This window comes from Nocardia sp. NPDC050378, assembly GCF_040655675.1.
Lineage (GTDB): Bacteria > Actinomycetota > Actinomycetes > Mycobacteriales > Mycobacteriaceae > Nocardia > Nocardia coubleae.
In genome coordinates, this window is sequence record NZ_JBFAKI010000003.1 from 176,787 (window position 1) to 198,977 (window position 22,191).

Genomic DNA, 22,191 nt, shown 5'->3' on the forward strand with positions numbered 1-22,191 from the left:
GGCGCCGACAGAATTACAGCTGACCGACAACCCAGTCGATGGAACGGGTCAGCTGGGAAACGTCTTCCGGGTCGATCGCCGGGAACATGCCCACACGCAGCTGGTTGCGGCCCAGCTTGCGGTACGGCTCGGTGTCGACGATGCCGTTGGCCCGCAGGATCTTCGCCACCTGGGCGGCGTCGACCGAATCGTCGAAGTCGATGGTGCCGACGACCTGCGAACGATGCGCCGGATCGGTGACGTACGGGGTGGCGAAGGAGCTCTGCTCGGCCCAGGTGTAGAGGCGCGAGGACGAGTCGAGGGTGCGCTTCACGGTCCAGTCCAGGCCGCCGTTGGTGTTCATCCACTCGATCTGGTCGGCGAACAGCAGCAGGGTGGCGATGGCCGGGGTGTTGTAGGTCTGGTCCTTGGTGCTGTTGTCGATGGCGACGGGCAGCGAGAGGAACTCCGGGGTCCAGCGACCCGAGGCCTTGATCTCCTCCACGCGGGCCAGCGCGGCCGGGCTCATGATCGCGACCCACAGGCCACCGTCGGCGGCGAAGCACTTCTGCGGGGCGAAGTAGTACACGTCGGAGTCGGCGATGTTCACCGGCAGACCGCCCGCGCCGGAGGTGGCGTCGATGGCGATCAGCGCGTTCTCCGAACCGGCCGGGCGCGACACCGGGATGGACACACCGGTCGAGGTCTCGTTGTGGGCCCAGCCGATCAGGTCGACGCTCGGGTCCGACACGGGCTCGGGTGCGCTGCCCGGCTCCGACGACACCACGATCGGGTCACCGATGAAGGGGTTGCCCTTGGCGACGGAGGCGAACTTCGAGGAGAACTCGCCGTTGGTCAGGTGCAGCGAACGCTCGCGGATCAGGCCGAAGGCGGCCGCGTCCCAGAACGCGGTGGTGCCGCCGTTACCGAGCACCACCTCGTAGCCCTCGGGCAGCGAGAACAGCTCGCGCAGGCCGTTGCGCACCCGCGCCACCACGTCCTTGACCGGCTTCTGGCGATGCGAGGTGCCGAAGACCGAGGCGCCGACAGTCACCAGCGACTGCAGCTGCTCCGGGCGGACCTTGGACGGGCCGCAGCCGAACCGTCCGTCGGCGGGCTTGAGGTCGGCGGGAATTGTCGGGAACGCACTGGTCATGCGGGGGAGTTTAGTGGTGGGCGGATGACGGTGGTCGCGGTGGGTGCGGGTCTGTGAGCCGCCCCACGTCCGACCGGGGATCCTGCCGGTGCCCCCGCCCGCCGACCGGCCGGGCGGGCGTGGACGCTGCCTCTCGGCGCGCCGCGTTGTCGACATCCGGATGCTCTGTCCGCCGGGTCACCGGTCCGGGTGCGGGGAATTTGCCCTGGCGCCAACGTAGTTGGCAGTACTCTTCCGCTATGAGTCTGCTCGCGGTCGATTCGGGACGGAACCTGCTCGACCGGTGGCTGTGGGTTTTCGGTCGGCGGCCGGGCTTGCTGTCGGAGGGGGCGCGCCGGGAACTGCTGCTCAGGGGGCTGCCAGCCAGTGCCACCGTGCTTTCGGTGTGGTCGCGCCGGGGCGAGGGTGGCTATCGGTTCAGCGTGCGGGTCCAATTGCCCGACGAGCTGCCCTACGACGTGCGCGTACGGCAACGGATCCGTAGCCAGGACCTGGAATGGATGCGCCCCGGCGACACCATCGGCTGCCGCGTCGACCCCGGCGACCCCGACCGCGTCGTCCTGTACCTCCCCGAACAAACGAAATCCACCCCCGGCTCCACCGCCAAGATTCTCGCCAACGGCCGCCGCGCCGAAGCCACAGTCCTCGCGGTAGCCCCCGTCGCCACCGACTACACCGCCCGCGAAGACCCGGTCCTACGCCTCGACCTGGAACTCCGAGCCTGGGACGAACCAACCCCCTGGCGAGTCCGCCTCATCCAACCCGTCCCCTTGACCGCCGTCGGCCAAATAGAACTGGGCACCCAACTGAAGGCTGCGTTCTTCACCGTCGATCGAGGCGCCTCGGTAGCCGTCGACTTCACTTCCCTGCGCTGAACGTCTTACTGATCGCAGGCCGGTGGCGGCCGCTGGGGTGCCTCTCAGTGAATGTTCGGACCTGCGGTGATGAACTGAGCATGCAGTGATGATCCCGGAGGACGCTGCGCGACATTCTGGAGTTCTCGGCCCGTTGCCATGATGTACGGCCGCCACTGACCTGGTCAGTCCTACTCGAGCCAGGACTGCCGACGGAAGTACTCATCGTCGGCATCGTCATCTTCTTGTGTTGGACCACGTCGAGATGAGGCTGCGGTCGGTGCTGCCGCCGTAGGCCAACCCGCCTGATCGGGAGCGAAATGCTGTGCTTGGGGCCGAGGCGACGGCGCGTGGGTCTGACTCGGAGAAAGCAGTGGCTGCGGCGGGAGTGGTTGGTCGAGCGCGTCGACATAGCGCTCTCGCTGAGCACGTAGGCGAGGATCGTTGTCGAGTGCGGCGATCGCGGCATTGATCGATCGACGCGATTCGGCCAGTGCTTCGCCGTGGAGACGAGTAATCGCTGCGACGAGTGAGTCGGGGTCGAGGCGGCGGGCTGTGTCCGTCAGATGGATCGCGGCGATGGATCCGTCGGCGTTGACCTGCACCGACGCGATCCCCCCATCCGAGTTCGCAGCCGCGGGGCGGGTGAGACCAGATTGAAGCCTCCCGGTGTTTGCGTCCAACGGATCGAGTGCGCCGGTCATGATGTTGTTCCCCTATCGATCATCCTCGCGGTGCTTGCGGAGCTTATAGTGGCCGGGAGGCAGATGCGATGGGGAGCGTGGCCGCACCTCATGGGGGAGGGAACCGTTGATGAGTCCGACACCGAGTGCAGAGACCTTTGATCTCGACCCGGATGCTGTGCGCGTCCTCGCGGCAGAGATGGGGACCGCCGGCCAGGCAATCCAGCTCATCGCCAAGGGAGGGGCCCTTGCCGATGGCGTCTACGAGTGCATGCCCAACGGCGATACTCCACCGGCGTACCAGGTTGCGGCACGTCGCGTCGACAAGGCGATGTCAGCGGTGGGAACAGCATTGGCCGAGCTGAGCGGCAAAACAATCGCCGCCGTGATCACGTTCCAACAACAGGATGAAGCATTCGCCGGCGCGTTGCAGGGGGCAGGCGAACGATGAGTCAGCACTTGACGGTCCCGCTGGTCGAGTCGTGGAAACCGATCGCGTTCGCCGCGCAGGCGACCGAGTTCACGCGCCAAGCAAGTGAATTGCGAGCCGCGATCGACGCTCAATACATCGCGGTCGACGCCTCACATGAAACATTCCGGCGCGAGACGGGCGACGCGATGCGCACCCGGTACAACGAAGTCCACCAGAAGGCCGTTCATATCGTTGATGCGCTGGAGCGTGGTCGCGACGCCGCGACGTCGGCGCAGTGGACGATCAGCTCCGCGCAGGGATTTCTTGCATCGAAAAAGGCTGATGCGATTGCCAAGGGCTTGGAGGTCCGTGACGACGGCACATGCGTAATCAGTGAATCTGCGAAGCAACGCCTGTACTCGGCTGTGGCGAGCGAATCGACGGATTCGGCGGTGGTCGCGGACAAGTACAACGTTGGAATCGCGGCGCTGGAGGTGTCCGCCAAGAACCACACCATGTGGGTCAAAGACGCGTTGACTGGCGCCGTCAATGCGGACGCGGCGGCGAAGCGGGCAATTGAAGCAGCGTTCGACAACCTCCCGACACCGGATTCGTTCGGTAACGAGAGCACATCGAAGACCGGAACCCCTCAGCCACCGAGAGGCGGTACAGCGCAGGATAACCGGGCTTGGTGGGATTCACTCACGAGCGAGCAGAAGAGGGAGATCGCAACGAACTCCCCGGGTTCGATCGGCAACCTCGATGGCTTGCCTGCTGAGGTGAGAGACGCCGCGAACCGGGCGATGCTCGAGCCCGAACGGGCACGGCTCGAAGCCGACCGAGCGAAATACGAGGCGGCTGTCGCCGCAGCTACAACACAGGCGGCGACGACCGGCGACATGTCGGAAATCGGCAACGCACGAACCGAGCTGGATCGGACAAATCAGAAACTCAAGGACCTCGCCGCTGTCAGCGCCGCAGTCGGGGATAGCCCGTCTTCGTCCAATCCGCCCCGCTACCTGATGGCTCTCGATATGCAGTCCGGCCGCCAGGGTCGTGCTGCCGTGTCGGTCGGCAATCCTGACACCGCGGACCACATTTCGGTGACCACACCCGGTCTCGGCTCGAATCTGGACTCCACACTTCTCGGCGGTGGGGAGCCGAAGAATCCGCACGGCGGCATGATGGGCGAGGCCGAGAAGATGATCGACACGTCTCAGAGCCAGTTGAAGGCGGCCGGTCGTGAGGGTGAGGAAATCGCCTCGGTCGCTTGGTTTGGTTATGATCCGCCGCAGGGTGGGATGGGGAGCCTGTCCGACGTCGAACCGGACATGATCAACGTGACCAACGAAGGTCGAGCACAAGAAGCGGCGCAGCCGTTGTCGTCGTTCTATTCAGGTCTCGATGTCGCCAGTGAGAAGAATGACCCTCACATCACTGCGCTCGGGCACTCCTACGGATCGTTGGCGACCAGTCATGCACTGCAGCAACAGTCGGGTGTCGTCGACGATGTCGTGTTCTACGGATCACCAGGACTGGGCGCCGATGTTCCTGGCCTACCAGGCCTGAACGGAATCGGTTCACCGATCACCAACCTTGGACTCAACGATGCGGTGGAGAACGCGGGCGATCTCGGGCTGCAGGATGGCCATGTGTACGAGATGACCGAGCACGGCGAGATCGTGGGCAATCTGGACTCGTTCGGCCGTAGCCCGGACGGAATGCCCTGGGTCACGCACCTCAGTACCGACCCGATCACCGTTGACGGTGAGTATTACTCGAGTGGCGCTGAGAACCCGCACTCCGAGTACGGACGTACGGATGGCAGCACCGGAAACCTCCACCGTTCCGGTTACAACCTCGCCGCAATCGTCGCGGGTCTGCCTGAAAATGCCACCAACCCGAAAACCAGCTGATGGCCCGATTTTCGAGAGCGGCCTGGCCCCCGAGCCGAACCCCGAGAACTCGCGGGCTGACGGCGGTCATGATGTGTTTGGCGGCATCGACGCTTGTTCTCGGCTGTGACGCGGCGCGTACTCATCCGACCGTGACCGGTCCGGAAGAAACTGCCGCCGCCTTGGAGCGGCTGCGCCAGCGCCCGAGCATGGAGCAGGAGTTCACTGCGATGAGATCGATCACAATGGAAATCGCTGCTGTCGCGGCTGAGTTGCTTCCTGGGATTACCTTCGAATGGTCCAAGAGCGACCACCTCAGCACCGAACAATGTTTCAAGCCGTACGACCAGACTGGTGCGGTGATGATCGGCCTCGAGAGTTATCGTTCTGCTCCGTCTGTGGAAGTCCCCGAGCACGTATGGCGGCAGTTCACTCAGCGTGTTCAGGACATCGCGGGCCGCATTGGTGCGCTAGCCACCGAGACACCGGAGAATGGCGTCTTCTACAACGCAGCCGATGGAACAAAGGTCTCGATGAGCAGGCACAGCGGGATCTCGATCGACACGCAGGTCGGCTGTCGGTTGTCCGCTGCGCAGCTCGACAGTCGGCCGAATCCGACTGGACCCGAGGAAACCGTTGACGCTCAACAGCGCCTGCTCGAGCGTCGCAGCCTCGAGTCCGAATTCACCGATATGCGTGCAGCGGTGGAGGAAATCGGTTCGGCTGCAAGCAGTTTTACTCCTCGCCCGACCTTCGAGTGGGGGTTCGCGGAGTCGTATCGACCGAAATCGTGCGGGATTCCCTACGACCGAACGGAGGGAACCGTGCTGATTCTGGAGGACTACCAGGTCGTATCCCACGCCACGATTGCGGACGAAGGTTGGCAACAGGTCACCGATCGTGCCCGAGACGTCGCAGCTCGTTTCGGTGCGACTCCTCCCGTGGTCAGCGAGATGCCCGGGAACTACACCCAGACCTTCGTCAACTCGGAAGACGGTGCGCGGATTTCCGTGCGGAATGATCAGCGCACGATCACTATCTCTGCCCAGACCGGATGTCGGCTGGCCGACGATCCGCGCCTGCATCGGTCGGCAGTTCAGACCCCCGCTGGCCGGGTTCCGTACCCGACGCTCGCACCTCTGCCGACGTCGTGACCGCGATAAGTCTCGATGTCCGCCGATAATTCGCATGGTTGGAGTAGCACGTGGCGATCAACGACACATCACTTGCCGGTGAAAATCTCTGTCGGTTACTTCGGCATCGAAGCAGCTTTCGAAGCCATTCCCGGCCCTGACACCGCAGCACCCTGTGAAAAGGCGTTCAAATTTCGGGGGAGTGGCAGTCCGGTTCAGCGAGGACGGTGAACCAAAAGACCGGGCACCAATAGTCGGTGCCCGGTCTGGAAAGGACGGGGTCAGTCCGAGATGGCGGACCAGCCGGCGACTTCCTCCGGCTTGCGCGGACCCGGCCCGGTGTAGATGGCGGCGGGGCGGACGAGCTTGCCCAGCTGCTTCTGTTCGAGGATGTGGGCGCACCAGCCGGCGGTGCGGCCGCAGGTGAACATGGCGGGCATCATGTGGGCGGGGACCTCGGCGAAGTCGAGGATGACCGCGGCCCAGAATTCGACGTTGGTTTCGATGGCGCGGTCGGGGCGGCGTTCGCGCAGTTCGGCGAGGGCGGCCTGTTCGAGGGCGGCGGCTACTTCGTAGCGGGGGGCGGCCAGGCGCTTGGCGGTGGCGCGCAGCACGCGGGCGCGGGGGTCCTCGGCGCGGTAGACGCGGTGGCCGAAGCCCATCAGCTTCTCTTTGCGGTCGAGGATGCCCTTCACCAGAGCCCTTGCGTCGCCGGTCTTTTCGACTTCCTCGATCATCGGGAGCACGCGGGCGGGCGCACCGCCGTGCAGCGGACCCGACATGGCGCCGATCGCACCCGACAGCGACGCCGCCACATCGGCGCCGGTGGAGGCGATGACGCGGGCGGTGAAGGTGGAGGCGTTCATGCCGTGCTCGGCGGCCGACACCCAGTAGGCGTCGATCGCCTCGGTGTGGCGCGGATCCGGGTCACCCTTCCAGCGGGTCATGAACCGCTCGGTGACGGTGGTGCACTCGTCGATCTTGCGCTGCGGAACGGCGGGCTGGTAGATGCCGCGCGCGGACTGCGCCACATACGACAGCGCCATCACCGAGGCGCGGGCGAGGTTCTCGCGGGCGGTCTCGTCATCGATGTCGAGCAGCGGCTCGTAACCCCAGATCGGGGCGAGCATGGCCAGGCCGGCCTGCACGTCGACGCGCACGTCGCCGGTGTGTACGGGCAGCGGGAACGGTTCGGCGGGCGGCAGGCCGCGACCGAACTGACCGTCGACGAGCAGCGCCCACACATCACCGAAGGTCACCCGGTTGGCGACCAGATCCTCGATGTCGACGCCGCGGTACCGTAGGGCGCCACCGTCCTTGTCGGGCTCGGCGATATCGGTGGTGAAGGCCACCACGCCTTCCAATCCGCTGACGAAATCCTGTGGTACCGAGCTCGCGGTCATGGTGACTCTCCTTGCAGGGGCAGGCCGATCTTTCGCAACGATAGACCCGCTGGTACTGCGGAGTAACGTCGCCCCTATGCGTGAACTCGACCCGTCCTCGGCGGCCGCGACCGAGCCCGCCGCGCAGCCTTCCGTAACCCTGTCCGACGCCGCGATTTCCGGCGCTGTCGACCTGAGCACGATGCGCGTCGACTACGGCGATCCGCGGGCGGTGCGCACCACCGAACCCGATCTGGACGAGACGTGGGTGGCCGGTGGCTGGGAGCCGCTGCTGCGCCGCTGGATCGAACAGGCGGGCACCCTCGGAGTGGCCGAACCGAACGCGATGGTGCTGGCCACCGTCTCGCTCGCCGGTCCGGCGCCACGGCCGGTGGCGCGAACGGTGCTGTGCAAGGGCCTCTCGCGCGAGGGTGTCGTCTTCTATACGAACTACGACTCCGCCAAGGGCAATCAGCTCGCCGCCGACCCGTACGCGGCCGCCACCTTCGTCTGGCCGTCGCTGGCCAGGCAGGTGCATGTGCGCGGAGTGACCGAACGGGTCGCGCCCGAGGTCACCGAGGCGTACTGGCAGACCCGGCCGCGCGAATCCCGGCTCGGCGCCTGGGCCTCGCGGCAGTCGCGGCCCGCGGCCACCCGCGCCGACCTCGATCGCGCCCTGGCCGAGACCACCGCCCGGTTCGCCGATGTCGACGACATCCCCGTGCCGCCGCACTGGGGTGGCTATCTGCTGCGACCCGACGAGGTGGAGTTCTGGCAGGGCAGGCACGGACGGCTGCACAACCGGATCGTCGTCCGCATCGACGGCGAACGGACGACGGTGCTGCGGCTGCAACCCTGACGGTGGGATATCTCACCGAGCGCAAACATGGGACGTTTCACCGCGACTGGCTAATCTGCGGCGCGTGAAACTGCTCGCCGACACCCGGCCCCTGCGTAATCGCGACTATCGCAGGCTGTGGACGACCAACATCGTCACCGTCATCGGCGCGCAGCTGTCGGTAGTCGCGGTGCCGCAGCAGATCTTTCAGATCACCGGCAGCTCCGGATACGTGGGTCTGGCCGGACTGTTCGGCCTCATTCCGCTGGTGGTGTTCGGGCTGTGGGGCGGTGCGCTGGCCGACGTGATGGACCGGCGCACCCTGCTCGTCATCACCACCGCGGGCACGGGGGTGACGGCGGTCGCGTTCTGGGTGCAGGCCGCGCTCGGCTTGAACAACGTGTGGCTCGTGCTCGGGTTGTTCGCCACCCAGCAGGCGTTCTTCGCGGTCAACCAGCCGACCCGCGGCGCGCTGATCGCCCGGCTGCTGCCGCCCGAGCAGATCGCTGCCGCCAGTTCGCTGAGCATGACGGTGCAGAACGTCGGCATGATCGCCGGACCGGTCCTCGCCGGTGTGCTGATCCCCGTGCTCGGTCTGCCGACGCTGTACCTGCTCGACGCGATCGCGCTGCTCGCCACCCTGTGGGCGGTGTGCCGCCTGCCCGCCTTCCCGCCGAGTGGTGAGCAGCGCCGGGCCGGTCTGCGCACCGTGATCGACGGCTTCCGCTACCTCACCGGCCAGCGGATCCTGCTCGCCTCCTTCGTCGTCGACATCATCGCCATGGTGTTCGGCATGCCGCGTGCGCTGTTCCCGCAGATCGCGCACGAGACGTTCCACGATCCGGCCGAGGGCGGGGTGGCGCTCGGTCTGTTGTTCGCGGCGATCTCGGCGGGCGCGGTGCTGGGCGGAGTGTTCTCCGGGTGGGTGCCCCGGGTGCGCAGGCAGGGGCTGGCGGTGATCGTGTGCATCGCGATCTGGGGCGTGGCGATGGTCGGTTTCGGCCTCGCGGTCGGGCTGGCCGGGCACCTGTTCGGGCTGGGGGTGTGGTTGTGGATCGCGCTGGCGTTCCTGGCGCTCGGCGGTGCGGTCGACATGGTGTCGGCGGCGTTCCGGACGGCGATGTTGCTCAACGTGTCGACCGACGAGATGCGCGGCCGGCTGCAGGGGGTGTTCATCGTGGTTGTCGCCGGTGGGCCACGGGTCGGTGATGTTGCCCACGGTTTTGCCGCCGCCAGCCTGGGTACTGCTGTTGCCGCCGCGGGTGGCGGCGTCCTCGTGGTGATCGGGGTGCTTGTCGCCGCAGTGGCCTTCCCTGCTTTCGTTCGCTACCGCGTGGCGCGCGCGCACGCCGAGGTTGTCGCCGAATGAGTTGGGCGACAAGGAAATACATGGTCGCCGCGGGTGGCGGGCGAGTTCGGGCCGTGACCACCGGTTCCGGCCCCGCCGCGCGCCGTGCGAACCCGGATCCGCGCAGGTGGAGCACCTCACCACGGATTCGCCCCGGTGTGAGCACAGCCCAGGCCAACCCTGATTGCTCATCCACGGCCGACAAGAGTTAGCGTTACACCAAGCGCGCCGTCTGCCGACCGCAAACGGCGCACGGTTCGGCGCCGGGTTTCAGGGCTCGGCGAGAATCTCAACTAGCCTGAGAGGGATCCTTCCGTGCCCGCTGAGAACATCACCAACGTCGCCGATGACGCCAAGGCGGTACTGCAGTACCCCGGTGGCGAGTTCCCGATCTCGGTCACCAGGGCCGCAGAGGGCAACGACGGACTCGACTTGGGCAAGCTGCTGGCCAGCACCGGTTACGTCACCTACGACCCCGGTTTCATGAACACCGCGTCGACCAAGTCGGCCATCACCTACATCGACGGCGAAGCGGGCATCCTGCGCTACCGCGGCTACCCGATCGACCAGCTCGCGGGCCGCTCGACCTTCATCGAGGTCAGCTACCTGCTCATCTACGGCGAGCTGCCGACCCAGGCCCAGCTCGACGACTTCACCGATCGCATCCGCCGCCACACCCTGCTGCACGAGGACCTGAAGCGGTTCTTCGACGGCTTCCCGCGCAACGCGCACCCCATGCCGGTGCTGTCGTCCGCGGTGAACGCGCTGTCGGCGTACTACCAGGACTCCCTGGACCCGCGCGACCCCGAGCAGGTCGAGCTGTCGACCATCCGCCTGCTGGCGAAGCTGCCGACCATCGCCGCCTACTCGTACAAGAAGTCGGTCGGTCAGCCGTTCCTCTACCCGGACAACTCGCTGAGCCTGGTCGAGAACTTCCTGCGGATGACCTTCGGCTTCCCGGCCGAGCCCTACGAGGTCGACCCCGAGGTCGCCGCCGCGCTCGACATGCTGCTGATCCTGCACGCCGACCACGAGCAGAACTGCTCCACCTCGACCGTTCGCCTCGTCGGTTCCTCCGACGCCAACCTGTTCACCTCGGTGTCCGGTGGCATCAACGCGCTGTGGGGCCCGCTGCACGGCGGCGCCAACCAGGCCGTGCTCGAGATGCTCGACGAGATCAAGGCCAACGGCGGCGACGTCAAGGAATTCATCCGCAAGGTCAAGAACAAGGAAGACGGCGTGAAGCTCATGGGCTTCGGGCACCGCGTCTACCGCAACTACGACCCGCGCGCCACCCTGGTCAAGCAGGCCGCCGACAAGATCCTGTCGAAGATCGGTGGCGACGACCAGCTGCTCGACATCGCCAAGCAGCTCGAAGAGGCCGCCCTCACCGACGACTACTTCGTCTCGCGTCGCCTGTACCCGAACGTCGACTTCTACACCGGCGTCATCTACCGCGCGATGGGCTTCCCGACCCGCATGTTCACCGTGCTGTTCGCGATGGGCCGCCTCCCCGGCTGGATCGCGCACTGGCGTGAAATGCACTCCGAGCCGCTCAAGATCGGCCGCCCGCGCCAGATCTACACCGGCTACGGTGAGCGTGACTACCGCGCGATCGACAACCGCTAGTCATCTGGACAACGCACACTATCGAAGGGGATAGCCCGCAATGACCAAGCCGGAAATCGAATTCCAGGAGGGCCCGCCGCCCTCTCAGCTCGTCATCAAGGACATCATCGAAGGCGAAGGCGCCGAAGCTGTGCCCGGTGGCACCGTGGAGGTCCACTACGTCGGCGTCGAGTTCGAGACCGGCGAGCAGTTCGATTCCTCCTGGGACCGTGGTGAATCCATCACCTTCCCGCTGCGCGGCCTGATCCAGGGCTGGCAGGACGGTATCCCGGGGATGAAGGTCGGCGGCCGTCGCCAGCTGACCATCCCGCCGGAGCTGGCCTACGGTCCGGTCGGCGCGGGTCACCACCTGTCGGGCAAGACCCTGGTCTTCGTGATCGACCTGCTCGACGCCAACTGAGCTGAGCTGACGGCGGCCCGTGTTTCCCCAGGGAGACACGGGCCGTCGACGTTTCACACCTTGTCTATCGCGGCGGCCAGCCAGCGGTCGTCGACCTTGCGCATGGTCAGTGCGAAGGTGGTGCGCTGCGATCGGCCGTCGGGTGCGGTGCCGTTCGTCAGCCGCTGACCGACGATGGCGACGACGACGTACTCGGCGCCCGCGCCGGACCTGGACAGACACTCCGGCTCGCCCTCGATCGTCGAGGACACCTGAGCGGTCTCCATCGCCGCCCGCAGCCCGGCGGCGCCCTCCACGAACTGGTCGTGGAATTCGCCGGTGGAACCGGCTCGCATCTGCTCGAAGTAGCCGTCCAGGTCGCCGTGGTGATAGGTCACCATCATCCGCGTGAACGCGCAGGCCGCGAGTCGGGCCGCCTCCTGGGGCAGGACGACGGGCTCGCCCGGAAGCGCCACGGGAGCGGCGGGTTCGCGAAACACGGCCACCGCGCCGGCCGAGCCGCCGATCAGGGCCGCGACGAGCACCAGGAGGCCGACGACGATCCAGCCGACACCGGACCGGCCGCTCGGCGGGCGCACAGGTCCGGTGGGTGCGACATTGTGTGTACCAGAGCCGGTTTCGATCATCCTGCCCCCCTTCCCGCGCGTCAGCTTACGGGGCTGCGACGACCCGTGGTGCGGCCCGGTAGGGCATCGGGGTAATGTGCGGCGAGTGTGACCGGAGCCATAGCTCCCCGTGTGTCTCGTTTCCAATGCGTTGTCCATGACAGTGACTTGTTCGATTCGCCCGGGGCCCGGCTGCCCGGGTGATTCGGGAGGGAGATTCTCGATCATGTTCCACCACAAGGTTGTCCGTCACGCGCTGGCCGCCGTGCTGCCCGTCGCCGTCGCGGTGAGCGTGGTCGGTGCCGGGACGGCTTCGGCTGAATCCGATCAGGTGCGCTTCGCGCAGGGGCTGGCCAGCACCGGCGAAGGGTTCAGCACGACTGTCGCCCCGGATCTGCGCACCGTGTCGGCCTCGCTCTCCGAAGGTCGTTTCGTGCTCGCCCCGCAGGGTGTCGTCGTCGAATCGGCGGCGGGCGAGCAGACCGGGCAGATCCCCACCTCGTTCACCACGGCGGGCGGAAACCTCATCTCCCTCGCCACCGAGATCGCCGCCGACGGCCAGAGCCTCACGGTGACCCCGCGGCCAACCCCCGCCGCGACGGCCGAACTGCGCACCATCGCCACCAACCCCGCCGCCCAGTTCCCCGACCCGGTCCAGAACGCCGCCGCCATCGGCGCGGGCATCGGCCTCATCGCCGCCGCCGTCGTCTGCATCCCGATGATCACCACGATGATCCTCTACCTCCCCTGCGTCGGCCTCGTCGGCCTCCCCAACGCCCTGGTAGGCGCCCTGATCGGCGCCATCGTCGGCGTAGCCGCCCCGGACGTCATCCCCCAGATCCTCCCCTGATCCCGAAACGTCCGCGGCCCGGTCGACTTCGACCGGGCCGCAGGCATTTCAGCGCATCAATTGGTCGAACGGTATGTCCCCGACGATGACATGCTCGAGCCGAAGCAACCTTTCGCGGTGGATCTGGTGCAGTCGATACTCTCGGGCATGTGCGTCGAGCCGGAATTCGAGTACCTCGGCGATCCCGAATTTCGTGTCGAGCATGACCACGAGGTAGAGCGGAATGCCGACTCGCGCGTACTGCGCCTTCTTGTCGAGCAGGTCCTCGGCGGCTGTCGACGGCGAGGACACTTCGACGACGATCAGCGCATCACCCGCTTCCGGCTTGTCCCCGGGCTGGTCCAAGCATCGGTAGACGGTGACGTCCGGCCGTCGGAAGGTGAACTTCGGAACCCGCCAAAGCACAACGTCGATGTCGGTCTCGGCGCGAATGCACGGTTCGGTGCTCGGCAGGTCCTCCATAGCGCCTGCGAGACGGCGAGCGATGCGGTTGTGTTCAGGCGTCGGTGATTCGGAGACGATGACGTGCCCGTGCACCACCTCGATCTCCCGCGAGATGTCTTCGGGAAGCCGGCGGTACTGCTCTTCCGTCATCTGGTGGGGTAGCGAGTCCACGGCCTGGATCGTCATATGCCGAGCTTACCGACTGGCTCGGTGCCGGGGCGGCTACTGGTGAACGACCTCGACGGGGTCGGTGAGGGCGAGGGCCAGCGCGGACTGCTGGGACTGACCGCGCGGCGGGAGGGACTCCAGGGCCTTGCTGGTTTGGGTGTTGAGGTTGCCGACGATGTTCTGGAGGGCGCCTACGCCGCCGGTGAGTTGTTCGATGGCCGAGACCAGTTGGGCGCCGCCCTGTTCGGCGAGGGTGGGGAGGTCTTTGGCGAGGGCGGCGCCCTGGGTGAGCTGGTCACGGGCGCTGTTGAGGCGGGCGACGACGGTGCGCAGGAGGGTGCCGAGGTCGGTGTTGGGATCTACCGCGGCGCCGGTCAATTCGCTCAGGCCCGCCAGTTGGGTGCCCGCCTGGTTCGAGACCGACTGGAGCGCTTCGAGTTTGGTGATGATGCCGGCCAGCTGGGGGTCGGCGGCGAAGGGAAGCGCTTTCAGCGGCGGCAGGATCTGGTCGAGACCGGAGCCGAGGGCGGCCGCGCTGTTCTGCACGCCCGCGATGGTCACGCCGGTGGAGCTGAGGGCATCGGCGAGCTGAGTGGCCTGCAGTGCCGCGCCGTCGACGGTCTGGTTCAGCAACTCGATCGCCGAAGTAAGCTGTCCCGCACCCTGTTTGGCGAAGTCGAGGAAGCCGAGCAACTGCTCCGCCCCACCGCTGAACTGATCGGCCCCGTCGGCGGCCGCGTTCACGCCCGCGCTCAGGAGCTGGGCGGTGAACTGCACCGAGGTCATCTGATTGCGTGCCTGCGACACCGCCGCCAGCGCGGCGTCCACGCCGGACGCGCCGATCCGGTGAGTCACCACGTCGACCGCGCCGTTCACCGTGCCTCGGTCGGCGTCCTCGTGGGTGGTGACGGTGACCTTGGCGCGCTGTGGTGTCGGCGTGGCGAGGGTGGCCATGGCCGAGGTGAGATCGGCGGGCAGCGTGATCACCGCGGCGTAATCGCCGGGGTCGACCTCACCGGGCTTCGCGAGCGTCCACTCGTAGCCGCCCGCCTCCTGCACCGCCTTGGCGACCCGTTCACCGGTCGGTCCGGTGTCGGCGTTGACCAGTGCGATCCCGGTCGGCGCGGAATCCGTTGTGGCGCAAGCGGCGACGGTGGCACCGGTGAGCAGGACGGCGGTGAGCAGGCAGAGCAGGCGGGCGCGTGTGTGGATCACAGCCGCGACGGTATCGGGACAGTTCGGTGCGGGTCGTGGGGGTTGTCTGAGAGTTCGTTGAGGAACACCTTTTCCCACTCATCGGGACTGTTAACCCCCGAATGCTATGTGCTGTGTCACAGTTCCGGTTTCGCAGCTGTTCTGTTCGGTACAACTCTCGAGTCAATCGACATCGAGATTTCTTCGATTCGTCCGGGGGTTCGGGGGTCGCCGGAGGCATCGGGAGGGAGACATTTTCATGTTCCGCCACACCATCACTCGTGCGAGTCGCCGCGCGTTCGTCGCCGCGCTGCCGCTGGCCGTCGCCACTTCGCTGGTCACCGCCGGCACCGCCGCCGCCGACGTGACACCTGAGCGTCAGGCGCAGATCGCCACCGGCCTGTCGAGCGTCGTCTCCGAAGGTGGTGTCGACTTCCGCAGCTCCGTTTCGCCCGACCTGCGCACCATCTCCGCGACCGTCGAGAACGGCCGCTTCGTGCTCACCCCCGACGCGCTGACCGTGGTGTCCGCCGAGGGCGTCACCGTGGGCGAGGTGCCGCTGAAGCTGAACACCGTCGACGGCAACGCGATCGCGGTCGCCTCCGTGGTCTCGGCCGACGGCAAGAGCGTGTCGATGGCCCCCGCGCTGTCGGCCGACACCAGCACCGAGCTGAAGAACATCGCCACCGACCCGGCCGCGGCCAACCACGACCCGGTCCAGAACGGTGCCGCCGCGGGTGCGACCATCGGCGCGATCGCCGCCGCCATCCTGTGCGTTCCGGCTCTGGCCGCGTTCATCATCGGCTTCGTCATCTGCGCCATTCCCAGCGTGATCTCCACCGCCATCACCGGCGCGGTCATCGGCGCCGTCATCGGCCTGGTCATCCCGGAAGCCGTTCCCCAGGTCCTGCCCTGATGATCCGCACCCGCGGACGGTAGCCTCGGCTCGACACACGAAAGCCCCGCACTCGCCGTCCTGGCGGGTCGCGGGGCTTTCGGCTATCTGGCGCGCTTGGTTCTGCCGTGATCGGCGATCCGGAACTCGACGCTCACCGGAATCGCGCTGAGCTCCAAGGCAGTTCGCAGCCGGGGGACAGCGTGACCGAGTATCCGTTTGCGCAATGCGGTCAGGTCGGCGTCGGGGTCGGTCTCGACCAGCAGATGCAGATCGGGTGCCAGCTCCGTGCCCGAGAGCCGGGCGGTGGCCGAGCGAACCCCGTCGTAGGTCTCGATGTCGGCGGCAACCGGTTCGGCGGCGGCACCGGAACCGAGGCGGGTGTACCCCTGGGCGGTGGAGTCCCCGAGCTGCCACACGGTCTGCTTGGGCAGGCGCGTGAATTGCGCGGCCAGCCACCGCAACGCGGCGAGCGCGAGGACGACGGCTCCCGCCACAGCGAGGAAGAAGACCCAGCGCGGTGGTTCCGCGGTCCCGGGTACCAGCGGTGAATCGCGCGAAATCCGGGCGAAGGCACCGAGGTGTGCCGCGATCAGCAGCCCGCCCGCCGTGGCGAGCGTGAGGCCGAGCAGCCCGAGCAGTCCGCGATTGAGCCGGGCGGGCCGGTTGACGACGGTCATCGCGTACCTCCTGGTCCGATCGTGCGCAGGCTGGTGCGCAGGCGGGGGACAACGGCTGGTCTGATCCGGTCGAGCCGGGCGGCCACGGCCGTACCGAGGTTCTCAGCGGTCAGCTCGGCGGTGTGACGTGTGTGCCCGGCGATGTGGATCTTCTTGCGACGCAACCGGACCCGCGCCTTCTCGACACCGTCGACGGCGCCGGCGGCATCAGTGAGCGCGTGCCGCAGGCTGCGCCGAGCGATCCCGGCCTCGAGGTCGTCGCCGGGTTCGAGTGCGAGCACCACCGGCTTGCCCGGCAGCACCGCGGCCGCGAGCAGCGCCGACCCCACCGCGGCGAGGACCGCACCCGCACCGAGCACCCACACGCTGTCCCACGACGTGTCGTGCAGCCGGGTGGCGAGGCTGTCGTAGGAAACCCATTCCCGTGACCCGGTGAGCCGCTGGATCAGCGACACCGCGACGAGCACGGCGGCGCCGAGCAGCGCCAGCGCGACGACGACGGCCGGGACGACCCGGCGGGGGCGACGCGTCATCGAACTCTCCTTTCCCGCGGTTCGGGAACCATGGCCGACACCTCGATGTCGACCCGTGGCACGGTCAGACCGGTCAGCGCCTCGGTCCTGGCGATGACGTGCGCGCGGCACTCGTCGGTGACGCGCGCGACCGGCGACGGATAGCTGACCGGGAGCCGGACGTGCAGGGTGGCGCCGGTCCCGACGACCTCGGCGCGCACCCGCACATCCGGTTCGACCCCGGCCACCTCGGTCGCGGCCCGAGCGGCGATGCGCCGTACGACGCGCTCGTCGATCGTCGTCGCCCCTGGCAGCTCGGTGGCCTCGGGACGCGCGGTGACGCCTGCGAGCTCGGTGGCGGCGCTGGTCACCGTCTGCTCCGATCCTGCGCCGACCGCAGCAGCCCGGACAGATCGACTTCACCGTCGAGCCAGCGCCCGATCAGCAGACCGAGGCCACCGAAGATCAGCACCACGGCGAACGCGCCGAGTCCGCCGAAAGCGGCGGCGAAGCCGAGGGACAGGCCCATGACGAGGCAGATCGTGGTGGCGTTCATGTCACTGCACCCGGTCGCGGGTCGGCTGCTGCTGGTCGTCGGACTCGTCTTCGATGTAGACGTCGTTGACGTTGATGTTGACCTCGACGACCTCGAGTCCGGTCATCTGCTCGATGGCCGTGATCACGTTGCGGCGCACCGCGCGCGCCAATTCGGTGATGGCGACGCCGTATTCGACGACGAGTTCCAGGTCGACGGCGGCCTGCTTCTCGCCGACCTCGACCGAGACGCCCTGGCCGATGCTCGAGGAAGCGCCCGGAATGCGGTCGCGCAGTGCGCCGATCGCGCGGGCGGTGCCACCACCGAGGGCGTACACGCCGCGCACCTCACGTGCCGCGAGCCCGGCGATCTTCTGGACAACGGTATCGGCGATGGTCGTCGTGCCCTGGTCGGTCGCCAGCGCGCCCGTACCCTTGCCCGGTGCGCCGGTCTTCTCGACGGCCTTGCTGTTCTCGGTGCTCGTGCTGGTCATAGCTTCCTCCGATGGTGTTGTGCTCCAACATTTCTCGAACTAACACTGGTAGGACACCGTGGCCGGGGTTTCGTCACGGGCGAGGAACGTGATCTGGATCGCTCCCGTCGGCAACGGTTTCGGCGTGCAGGTCGACCACATGGATCCGCAACGCCGCGCCTGCCCACGGGGTTTCGTCGAGCAGCGGGCGAATCGCGGCCGCGAGCTTGTCGATCAGCGGGCGCAACGGCAAACTCGCGGCGACCACGCGTAGCTGCACCGCCGTTGGATCGAGATCCACCGCCGCGCTGCCCGCGTTCCACGGCAACCAGCGACTGTTCTCCAAGCCCATCGGAACAGCGGGATGTACGCCGTCGACGGCATCGATGGCCGCGACGATCCGGTCGATCAATTCGGACTCACCGCTCACGATCGCCCCGGTTCGATATCGAGTACCCATACCGTCACCTCGTCGACCTCGGCGCCGGTGTCTTCGGTGACCGCTCGCGCGACAGCCTGCTGCACCGCCCGGCCGACCTCGCCGACATGCGCCGACGCCGTCAGCGCCAGATCGACCTGGAGGCTGAGCAACCCGCCGGTGCGCCGCACCCGGACACCGCCCGAGGCGGCGGGTTGCTGTCCGATCCAGAGCTGGCGTCCGGTGCGGGCGAGCTGACCGACCAGGCCGAGTACGCCGGGCTCGAGCCGGGCGACCCCGGACACCGAGGCCGCCGCCCGCGCGGCGACCGCGGCGATCACGGCGTCGCCGACGATCAATTCGGTTTCGGGCAGCATGCCGGTCACCGGTCCTCCTGGTAGATGTCGACAACGGTGAGGTCGAGCCTGCCCAGGTGCACTCCGACCCGTGCCGTGGCCGCGGCGCGCACCCGCTCGCGCACCAGCGAGACGACGTCCTCGATGCGCGGCACGCCGTGGCGCACGGCGATGGTCATGTCGACGGCGATCACCTGCTCGCCGTCCGCGCCGGGTTCGCTGCTCTGCACCCGGCAACCGCGGGCGCGCACGCCGTCGACGGTGTCGGCCGCGAACCGCAGCACAACGGCCACCGCCTGCTCGCTGACCTGGATGGCACCGGGATGGGGTGTGTCGAGAGCGAGGGTGCGGCCACGGCGCACATCGGCGCGCACGGCCGACATGATGCGCCCGAACAGATCGGGTGGGGGTGGGTCGGGTTCCTCGATCAGTTCGCGGGTGGCCGTGCGCAGGGTCAGCAGGCTCTCCCTGGCCGCGGCGCACTGCGGGCACGTCGCCTCGTGGCTGTCGATGTCGCTGTCGTCGAGTCGTTCCCACACCTGTTCGAGACCGCGTCCGCACGGGAGCAGGTAGTCGTTGTCGTTGTGGGTCACCGCCATGGCTTCATCACCTCTGCCAGTTGGGCTCGGGCACGCGCGATCCGTCCGCGCACCGCAGTGCTGTTGGTGCCGACGATCTCGGCGATCTCGTCATAGGAACGGCCGTGCACTTCGCGCAGCAGCCAGCAGGCCCGCTGTTCGGGCGTGAGCAGCTGCAGCGCGTCGGTCAGCGCGGCCATCTGGCTGCTCACCTCGGTGGCGTGATCGGGTCGGGTGTCGGTGCGGGTCGACGCCGTGGTGTCGGGGTCGACCTCGGTGGAAGGGCGGCGCGCGCGGATGACGTTGAGACACCGGTTGGTCGTCATCCGGTAGAGCCAGCTCGCGAACGCGGCGTCGTCCTGCAGGCGCGCGATCGTTCGCCAGGCCTTGAGGAACACCTCCTGGGTGACGTCCTCGGCCTCGGCGCGGTCGGCCAGCATCTTGGCGGCCAGCCGGAACATCGGTCCTTGATAGCGCAGCACCAGCTGCTCGTATGCGCGGACATCGCCGTCACGCGCCCGACCTGCCAGGGTCGCGTCGTCCAGCTCTGCCTCGGCCGCGGGTGACGTCGTCACACGCCCACCTCCTCCGCTGCTCCTGTGATGGACACCGACGCGCAGGACATCGTCACGGCGAATTATGAGTGATCGTCGTCTCTGTTCCGGTTCCTCGCGGTCCCAGGGGTGTCGCGATCTCAGACAGCGGGGCGGATCGGCAGGTCGAGGACCAGGCGTGCGCCGCCGAGGAAGCTGTTCTCGAAGTAGGCCCGGCCCCCGTGCAGCTGGGCCTGCTGGGCGACCAGAGCAAGGCCGAGGCCGGAGCCGATCTTCGTCGCGTTGGAACCACGGGCGAACCGCTCGAACACCCGGTCGCGTTCCGCGGCGGGAACGCCGGTGCCGTTGTCGTCGACCGCGATGACCACGCGGTCGGCGCCGACGCGGTGAGCCGAGACGACGGCCTCGGTCGCGCCGCCGTGTTTCACCGAATTGGTCAGCGCGTTGTCGACGGCCAGGCGCAGGCCCGCAGGCAGACCGCGGGTGATCAGTTCGGCGTCGGTGTCGATGCGCACCGAGAGGCCGGGGTTGTGCCGCATGGCGTCGTGCGCGGCCTGGTCGCACAGGTCGGCCACATCGGTGGCGACATGGTCGGCTTCGGCGGTGAGGTCACCACGGGCCAGCCGTTCCAGTGCGGAAAGCGTCGTCTCGACGCGCGTTTCGGTGCGGGCCAGATCGTCGAGGATCTCGCGGCGCTGGGCGTCGGTGAGATCGAGCGTGCGCAGTACCTCGAGGTCGGTGCGCATCGCGGTGAGGGGCGTGCGCAGTTCGTGGGCGGACACGGCGGCGAAATCGCGGGCGGTCTCCAACGCGGCGGCGGTCTCGGCCTGGGCCTGATCGACGCGGGCGAGCATGGTGTTCACCGCCTCGGCGAGTTTCTCCGCCTCGGCCACACCGGAACCGTCGACCGGTCGGGCCGGGTGGTCGGGGTCGGGGAAGGCGCTGCGCGCCGAGACCTGCCGGGTGAGTCGCACGATCGGATCGACAGCCCGACCGGCGAGGAGCCAGCCGAGGGCAGCCGCGGCGGCGACCGCGATCGCGGCGCCCGCGAGTACCCAGCGCTGCTGATCAGCCGTCGCCTTCGCCGCCTCCGTGGTCGGAATGGCAAGCGACACAGTGCGACCCGCGGGCTGGTTCTCCGTGGTGGTCAGCACCCGGTAGGGCTGGTCGTTCACCTCGACGGTCTGCGAGCCGGGCGCGAGGTCCGGCAGCTGGGTGGAGCTGGACGCGGTCACCTGGCCGTTGTCGCGCACGGTGAGCGCCATCGTGTTCTGCAGCCCGGTGAGATTCACGAAGCCGGTGGCGAGCACCGGTTCGATCAGCACGATGCGCGAGGCGATTTCGAGTTGCTGATCCGTCTGGGTCACATTGTTGCGTTCGATCGCCTGAAAGCCCACGAACGCGGCAATGCTCACGATGATCACCGCACCCGCCGCCGCGGCCGCCGCGACTCGTGTTCGCAACGAAAACGATTGCCTGCGACGGCCTTTCGGCGACCGCACGGTCATTTAGGTTCCCGCAACACGAAACCGACGCCGCGAATAGTGTGCAAAATCCTTGGCGTGTCATCTATTTCGAGTTTGCGGCGAAGGTATCCGACGAACACGTCCACCACATTCGTATCGGCTATGAAATCGTAGCCCCACACCAATTCCAGCAGCCGCTCGCGCGTGAGCACCACACCCGCATTGCGCGCCAGGGTGGACAGCAATTCGAATTCCCTTTTGGTGAGCTCGATTTCCCGCCCGTGCAGCAGTGCGCGATAACCCGCGACATCCACCTGCAGCGGGCCGACGGTGATCGCGCCGGGCGCCACCTGATCGGGAGTGTCGGTTCGCCTGCGCAGCAGGGCGCGGATACGGGCGACCAGTTCGGCGAGCTCGAAGGGTTTCACCAGGTAGTCGTCGGCGCCCGACTCCAGCCCGGCGATCCGGTCGTCCACCGAGGCGCGGGCGCTGAGCACGCAGATCGGCACATCGTTGCCCATGGCCCGCAGCGCCGTCACCACCCCGGCGCCGTCGAGAACCGGCATGTTCATATCGAGCACCACGGCGTCGGGCGCGTGCTCGGACACCGCCCGCAACGCGGCACCACCGTCGCGAGCGACGAGCACCTGGAACCCGGAGAGCCGCAGACCGCGCTGCACCGAGGCGAGCACGTCTTCGTCGTCGTCGACGACCAGCACAGTAGCGGCAGCGGCGGCACGTTCAGTCACGCCGCA

The 22,191-nt window shown here is 67.6% G+C and carries 27 protein-coding genes; 10 read left to right on the forward strand and 17 right to left on the reverse strand.

The window, feature by feature from the left end; all coding sequences use genetic code 11:
• Positions 1-13: 13 nt before the first annotated feature.
• Positions 14-1,135, reverse strand: coding sequence for a phosphoserine transaminase (gene serC, locus AB0I35_RS08545; protein WP_067492426.1), 1,122 nt, complete (start codon positions 1,133-1,135; stop codon positions 14-16).
• 239 nt (positions 1,136-1,374) lie between these two features.
• Between serC and AB0I35_RS08550 the strand changes: the two genes are divergently transcribed.
• Positions 1,375-2,010 carry a hypothetical protein gene (locus tag AB0I35_RS08550; protein ID WP_357395175.1) on the forward strand — a complete coding sequence of 212 codons (636 nt, stop codon included), beginning with the start codon at positions 1,375-1,377 and terminating at the stop codon, positions 2,008-2,010.
• 170 nt (positions 2,011-2,180) lie between these two features.
• Here the strand turns inward: AB0I35_RS08550 and AB0I35_RS08555 are convergent, their stop codons facing one another.
• The gene (locus tag AB0I35_RS08555) at positions 2,181-2,693 is read right to left on the reverse strand and encodes a hypothetical protein (RefSeq protein WP_357395176.1); all 513 of its coding nucleotides are present in this window, start codon (positions 2,691-2,693) and stop codon (positions 2,181-2,183) included.
• Positions 2,694-2,802: 109 nt separating this feature from the next.
• Between AB0I35_RS08555 and AB0I35_RS08560 the strand changes: the two genes are divergently transcribed.
• The 3 genes from AB0I35_RS08560 to AB0I35_RS08570 all read left to right on the forward strand — a co-directional run bounded on the left by AB0I35_RS08560 (position 2,803) and on the right by AB0I35_RS08570 (position 6,133).
• A complete protein-coding gene (locus AB0I35_RS08560) occupies positions 2,803-3,123 on the forward strand; it encodes a hypothetical protein (RefSeq protein ID WP_357395177.1) in 321 nt (106 codons plus the stop codon).
• A gap of 8 nt (positions 3,124-3,131) precedes the next feature.
• Complete coding sequence (locus tag AB0I35_RS08565; protein WP_357395178.1) at positions 3,132-5,000, forward strand: alpha/beta hydrolase; 1,869 nt, start codon at positions 3,132-3,134, stop codon at positions 4,998-5,000.
• 131 nt (positions 5,001-5,131) lie between these two features.
• Entirely contained in the window at positions 5,132-6,133 is a 1,002-nt protein-coding gene (locus AB0I35_RS08570) for an LppA family lipoprotein (RefSeq protein ID WP_357395179.1), read from the forward strand.
• A 260-nt stretch (positions 6,134-6,393) separates the two neighbouring features.
• Here the strand turns inward: AB0I35_RS08570 and AB0I35_RS08575 are convergent, their stop codons facing one another.
• Entirely contained in the window at positions 6,394-7,515 is a 1,122-nt protein-coding gene (locus AB0I35_RS08575) for a citrate synthase 2 (protein ID WP_357395180.1), read from the reverse strand.
• Between the two features lie 181 nt (positions 7,516-7,696).
• Here AB0I35_RS08575 and pdxH point away from each other — a divergent pair, with 181 nt between their 5' ends.
• The 4 genes from pdxH (at position 7,697) to AB0I35_RS08595 (ending at position 11,709) form a co-directional block, all read left to right on the forward strand.
• A complete protein-coding gene (pdxH, locus tag AB0I35_RS08580) occupies positions 7,697-8,353 on the forward strand; it encodes a pyridoxamine 5'-phosphate oxidase (protein WP_357395463.1) in 657 nt (218 codons plus the stop codon).
• Positions 8,354-8,408: 55 nt separating this feature from the next.
• Entirely contained in the window at positions 8,409-9,701 is a 1,293-nt protein-coding gene (locus AB0I35_RS08585; RefSeq protein WP_357395464.1) for an MFS transporter, read from the forward strand.
• A gap of 294 nt (positions 9,702-9,995) precedes the next feature.
• The gene (locus AB0I35_RS08590) at positions 9,996-11,309 is read left to right on the forward strand and encodes a citrate synthase (RefSeq protein ID WP_084457266.1); all 1,314 of its coding nucleotides are present in this window, start codon (positions 9,996-9,998) and stop codon (positions 11,307-11,309) included.
• A gap of 40 nt (positions 11,310-11,349) precedes the next feature.
• Positions 11,350-11,709 carry an FKBP-type peptidyl-prolyl cis-trans isomerase gene (locus tag AB0I35_RS08595; RefSeq protein ID WP_067492438.1) on the forward strand — a complete coding sequence of 120 codons (360 nt, stop codon included), beginning with the start codon at positions 11,350-11,352 and terminating at the stop codon, positions 11,707-11,709.
• Between the two features lie 53 nt (positions 11,710-11,762).
• Here the strand turns inward: AB0I35_RS08595 and AB0I35_RS08600 are convergent, their stop codons facing one another.
• A complete protein-coding gene (locus AB0I35_RS08600; protein ID WP_357395181.1) occupies positions 11,763-12,335 on the reverse strand; it encodes a hypothetical protein in 573 nt (190 codons plus the stop codon).
• 205 nt (positions 12,336-12,540) lie between these two features.
• Here AB0I35_RS08600 and AB0I35_RS08605 point away from each other — a divergent pair, with 205 nt between their 5' ends.
• On the forward strand, positions 12,541-13,164 hold the full coding sequence (locus AB0I35_RS08605; RefSeq protein ID WP_357395182.1) for a hypothetical protein: 624 nt from the start codon (positions 12,541-12,543) through the stop codon (positions 13,162-13,164).
• A gap of 48 nt (positions 13,165-13,212) precedes the next feature.
• Here AB0I35_RS08605 and AB0I35_RS08610 read toward each other — a convergent pair whose 3' ends face one another.
• Both AB0I35_RS08610 and AB0I35_RS08615 read right to left on the reverse strand, forming a co-directional pair.
• The gene (locus AB0I35_RS08610) at positions 13,213-13,794 is read right to left on the reverse strand and encodes a Uma2 family endonuclease (RefSeq protein ID WP_357395183.1); all 582 of its coding nucleotides are present in this window, start codon (positions 13,792-13,794) and stop codon (positions 13,213-13,215) included.
• 36 nt (positions 13,795-13,830) lie between these two features.
• Positions 13,831-14,991: a hypothetical protein gene (locus AB0I35_RS08615; RefSeq protein ID WP_357395184.1), complete on the reverse strand. Its 1,161-nt coding sequence runs from the start codon at positions 14,989-14,991 to the stop codon at positions 13,831-13,833.
• A 238-nt stretch (positions 14,992-15,229) separates the two neighbouring features.
• Between AB0I35_RS08615 and AB0I35_RS08620 the strand changes: the two genes are divergently transcribed.
• A complete protein-coding gene (locus AB0I35_RS08620; protein ID WP_357395185.1) occupies positions 15,230-15,886 on the forward strand; it encodes a hypothetical protein in 657 nt (218 codons plus the stop codon).
• 83 nt (positions 15,887-15,969) lie between these two features.
• On the opposite strand, the gene AB0I35_RS08625 is transcribed toward AB0I35_RS08620, so the two are convergent.
• The 11 genes from AB0I35_RS08625 to AB0I35_RS08675 all read right to left on the reverse strand — a co-directional run bounded on the left by AB0I35_RS08625 (position 15,970) and on the right by AB0I35_RS08675 (position 22,185).
• Entirely contained in the window at positions 15,970-16,545 is a 576-nt protein-coding gene (locus tag AB0I35_RS08625) for an alkaline shock response membrane anchor protein AmaP (protein WP_357395186.1), read from the reverse strand.
• The gene (locus tag AB0I35_RS08630; RefSeq protein ID WP_357395187.1) at positions 16,542-17,078 is read right to left on the reverse strand and encodes a DUF6286 domain-containing protein; all 537 of its coding nucleotides are present in this window, start codon (positions 17,076-17,078) and stop codon (positions 16,542-16,544) included. Before AB0I35_RS08630 ends, AB0I35_RS08625 begins: the two co-directional genes overlap by 4 nt.
• A complete protein-coding gene (locus tag AB0I35_RS08635; RefSeq protein WP_357395188.1) occupies positions 17,075-17,428 on the reverse strand; it encodes an Asp23/Gls24 family envelope stress response protein in 354 nt (117 codons plus the stop codon). The genes AB0I35_RS08630 and AB0I35_RS08635 overlap by 4 nt, the downstream gene beginning before the upstream one ends.
• Positions 17,425-17,613 (reverse strand): hypothetical protein, encoded by a 189-nt coding sequence (locus AB0I35_RS08640; protein WP_067492453.1) that lies wholly within the window; start codon positions 17,611-17,613, stop codon positions 17,425-17,427. The genes AB0I35_RS08635 and AB0I35_RS08640 overlap by 4 nt, the downstream gene beginning before the upstream one ends.
• A 1-nt stretch (position 17,614) precedes the next feature.
• Positions 17,615-18,085 (reverse strand): Asp23/Gls24 family envelope stress response protein, encoded by a 471-nt coding sequence (locus tag AB0I35_RS08645; protein ID WP_357395190.1) that lies wholly within the window; start codon positions 18,083-18,085, stop codon positions 17,615-17,617.
• A gap of 73 nt (positions 18,086-18,158) precedes the next feature.
• Positions 18,159-18,524, reverse strand: coding sequence for a hypothetical protein (locus AB0I35_RS08650; RefSeq protein ID WP_357395191.1), 366 nt, complete (start codon positions 18,522-18,524; stop codon positions 18,159-18,161).
• Positions 18,491-18,859, reverse strand: coding sequence for an Asp23/Gls24 family envelope stress response protein (locus AB0I35_RS08655; protein ID WP_357395465.1), 369 nt, complete (start codon positions 18,857-18,859; stop codon positions 18,491-18,493). The genes AB0I35_RS08650 and AB0I35_RS08655 overlap by 34 nt, the downstream gene beginning before the upstream one ends.
• Positions 18,860-18,864: 5 nt before the next feature.
• Positions 18,865-19,437: an Asp23/Gls24 family envelope stress response protein gene (locus AB0I35_RS08660; RefSeq protein WP_357395192.1), complete on the reverse strand. Its 573-nt coding sequence runs from the start codon at positions 19,435-19,437 to the stop codon at positions 18,865-18,867.
• Entirely contained in the window at positions 19,428-19,991 is a 564-nt protein-coding gene (locus AB0I35_RS08665; RefSeq protein ID WP_357395194.1) for a sigma-70 family RNA polymerase sigma factor, read from the reverse strand. The genes AB0I35_RS08660 and AB0I35_RS08665 overlap by 10 nt, the downstream gene beginning before the upstream one ends.
• Before the next feature lie 119 nt (positions 19,992-20,110).
• Positions 20,111-21,433 carry a HAMP domain-containing sensor histidine kinase gene (locus AB0I35_RS08670; RefSeq protein WP_357395195.1) on the reverse strand — a complete coding sequence of 441 codons (1,323 nt, stop codon included), beginning with the start codon at positions 21,431-21,433 and terminating at the stop codon, positions 20,111-20,113.
• A gap of 41 nt (positions 21,434-21,474) precedes the next feature.
• Positions 21,475-22,185, reverse strand: a complete 711-nt coding sequence (locus AB0I35_RS08675; RefSeq protein WP_357395196.1) for a response regulator transcription factor — start codon at positions 22,183-22,185, stop codon at positions 21,475-21,477.
• Positions 22,186-22,191 lie beyond the last annotated feature (6 nt).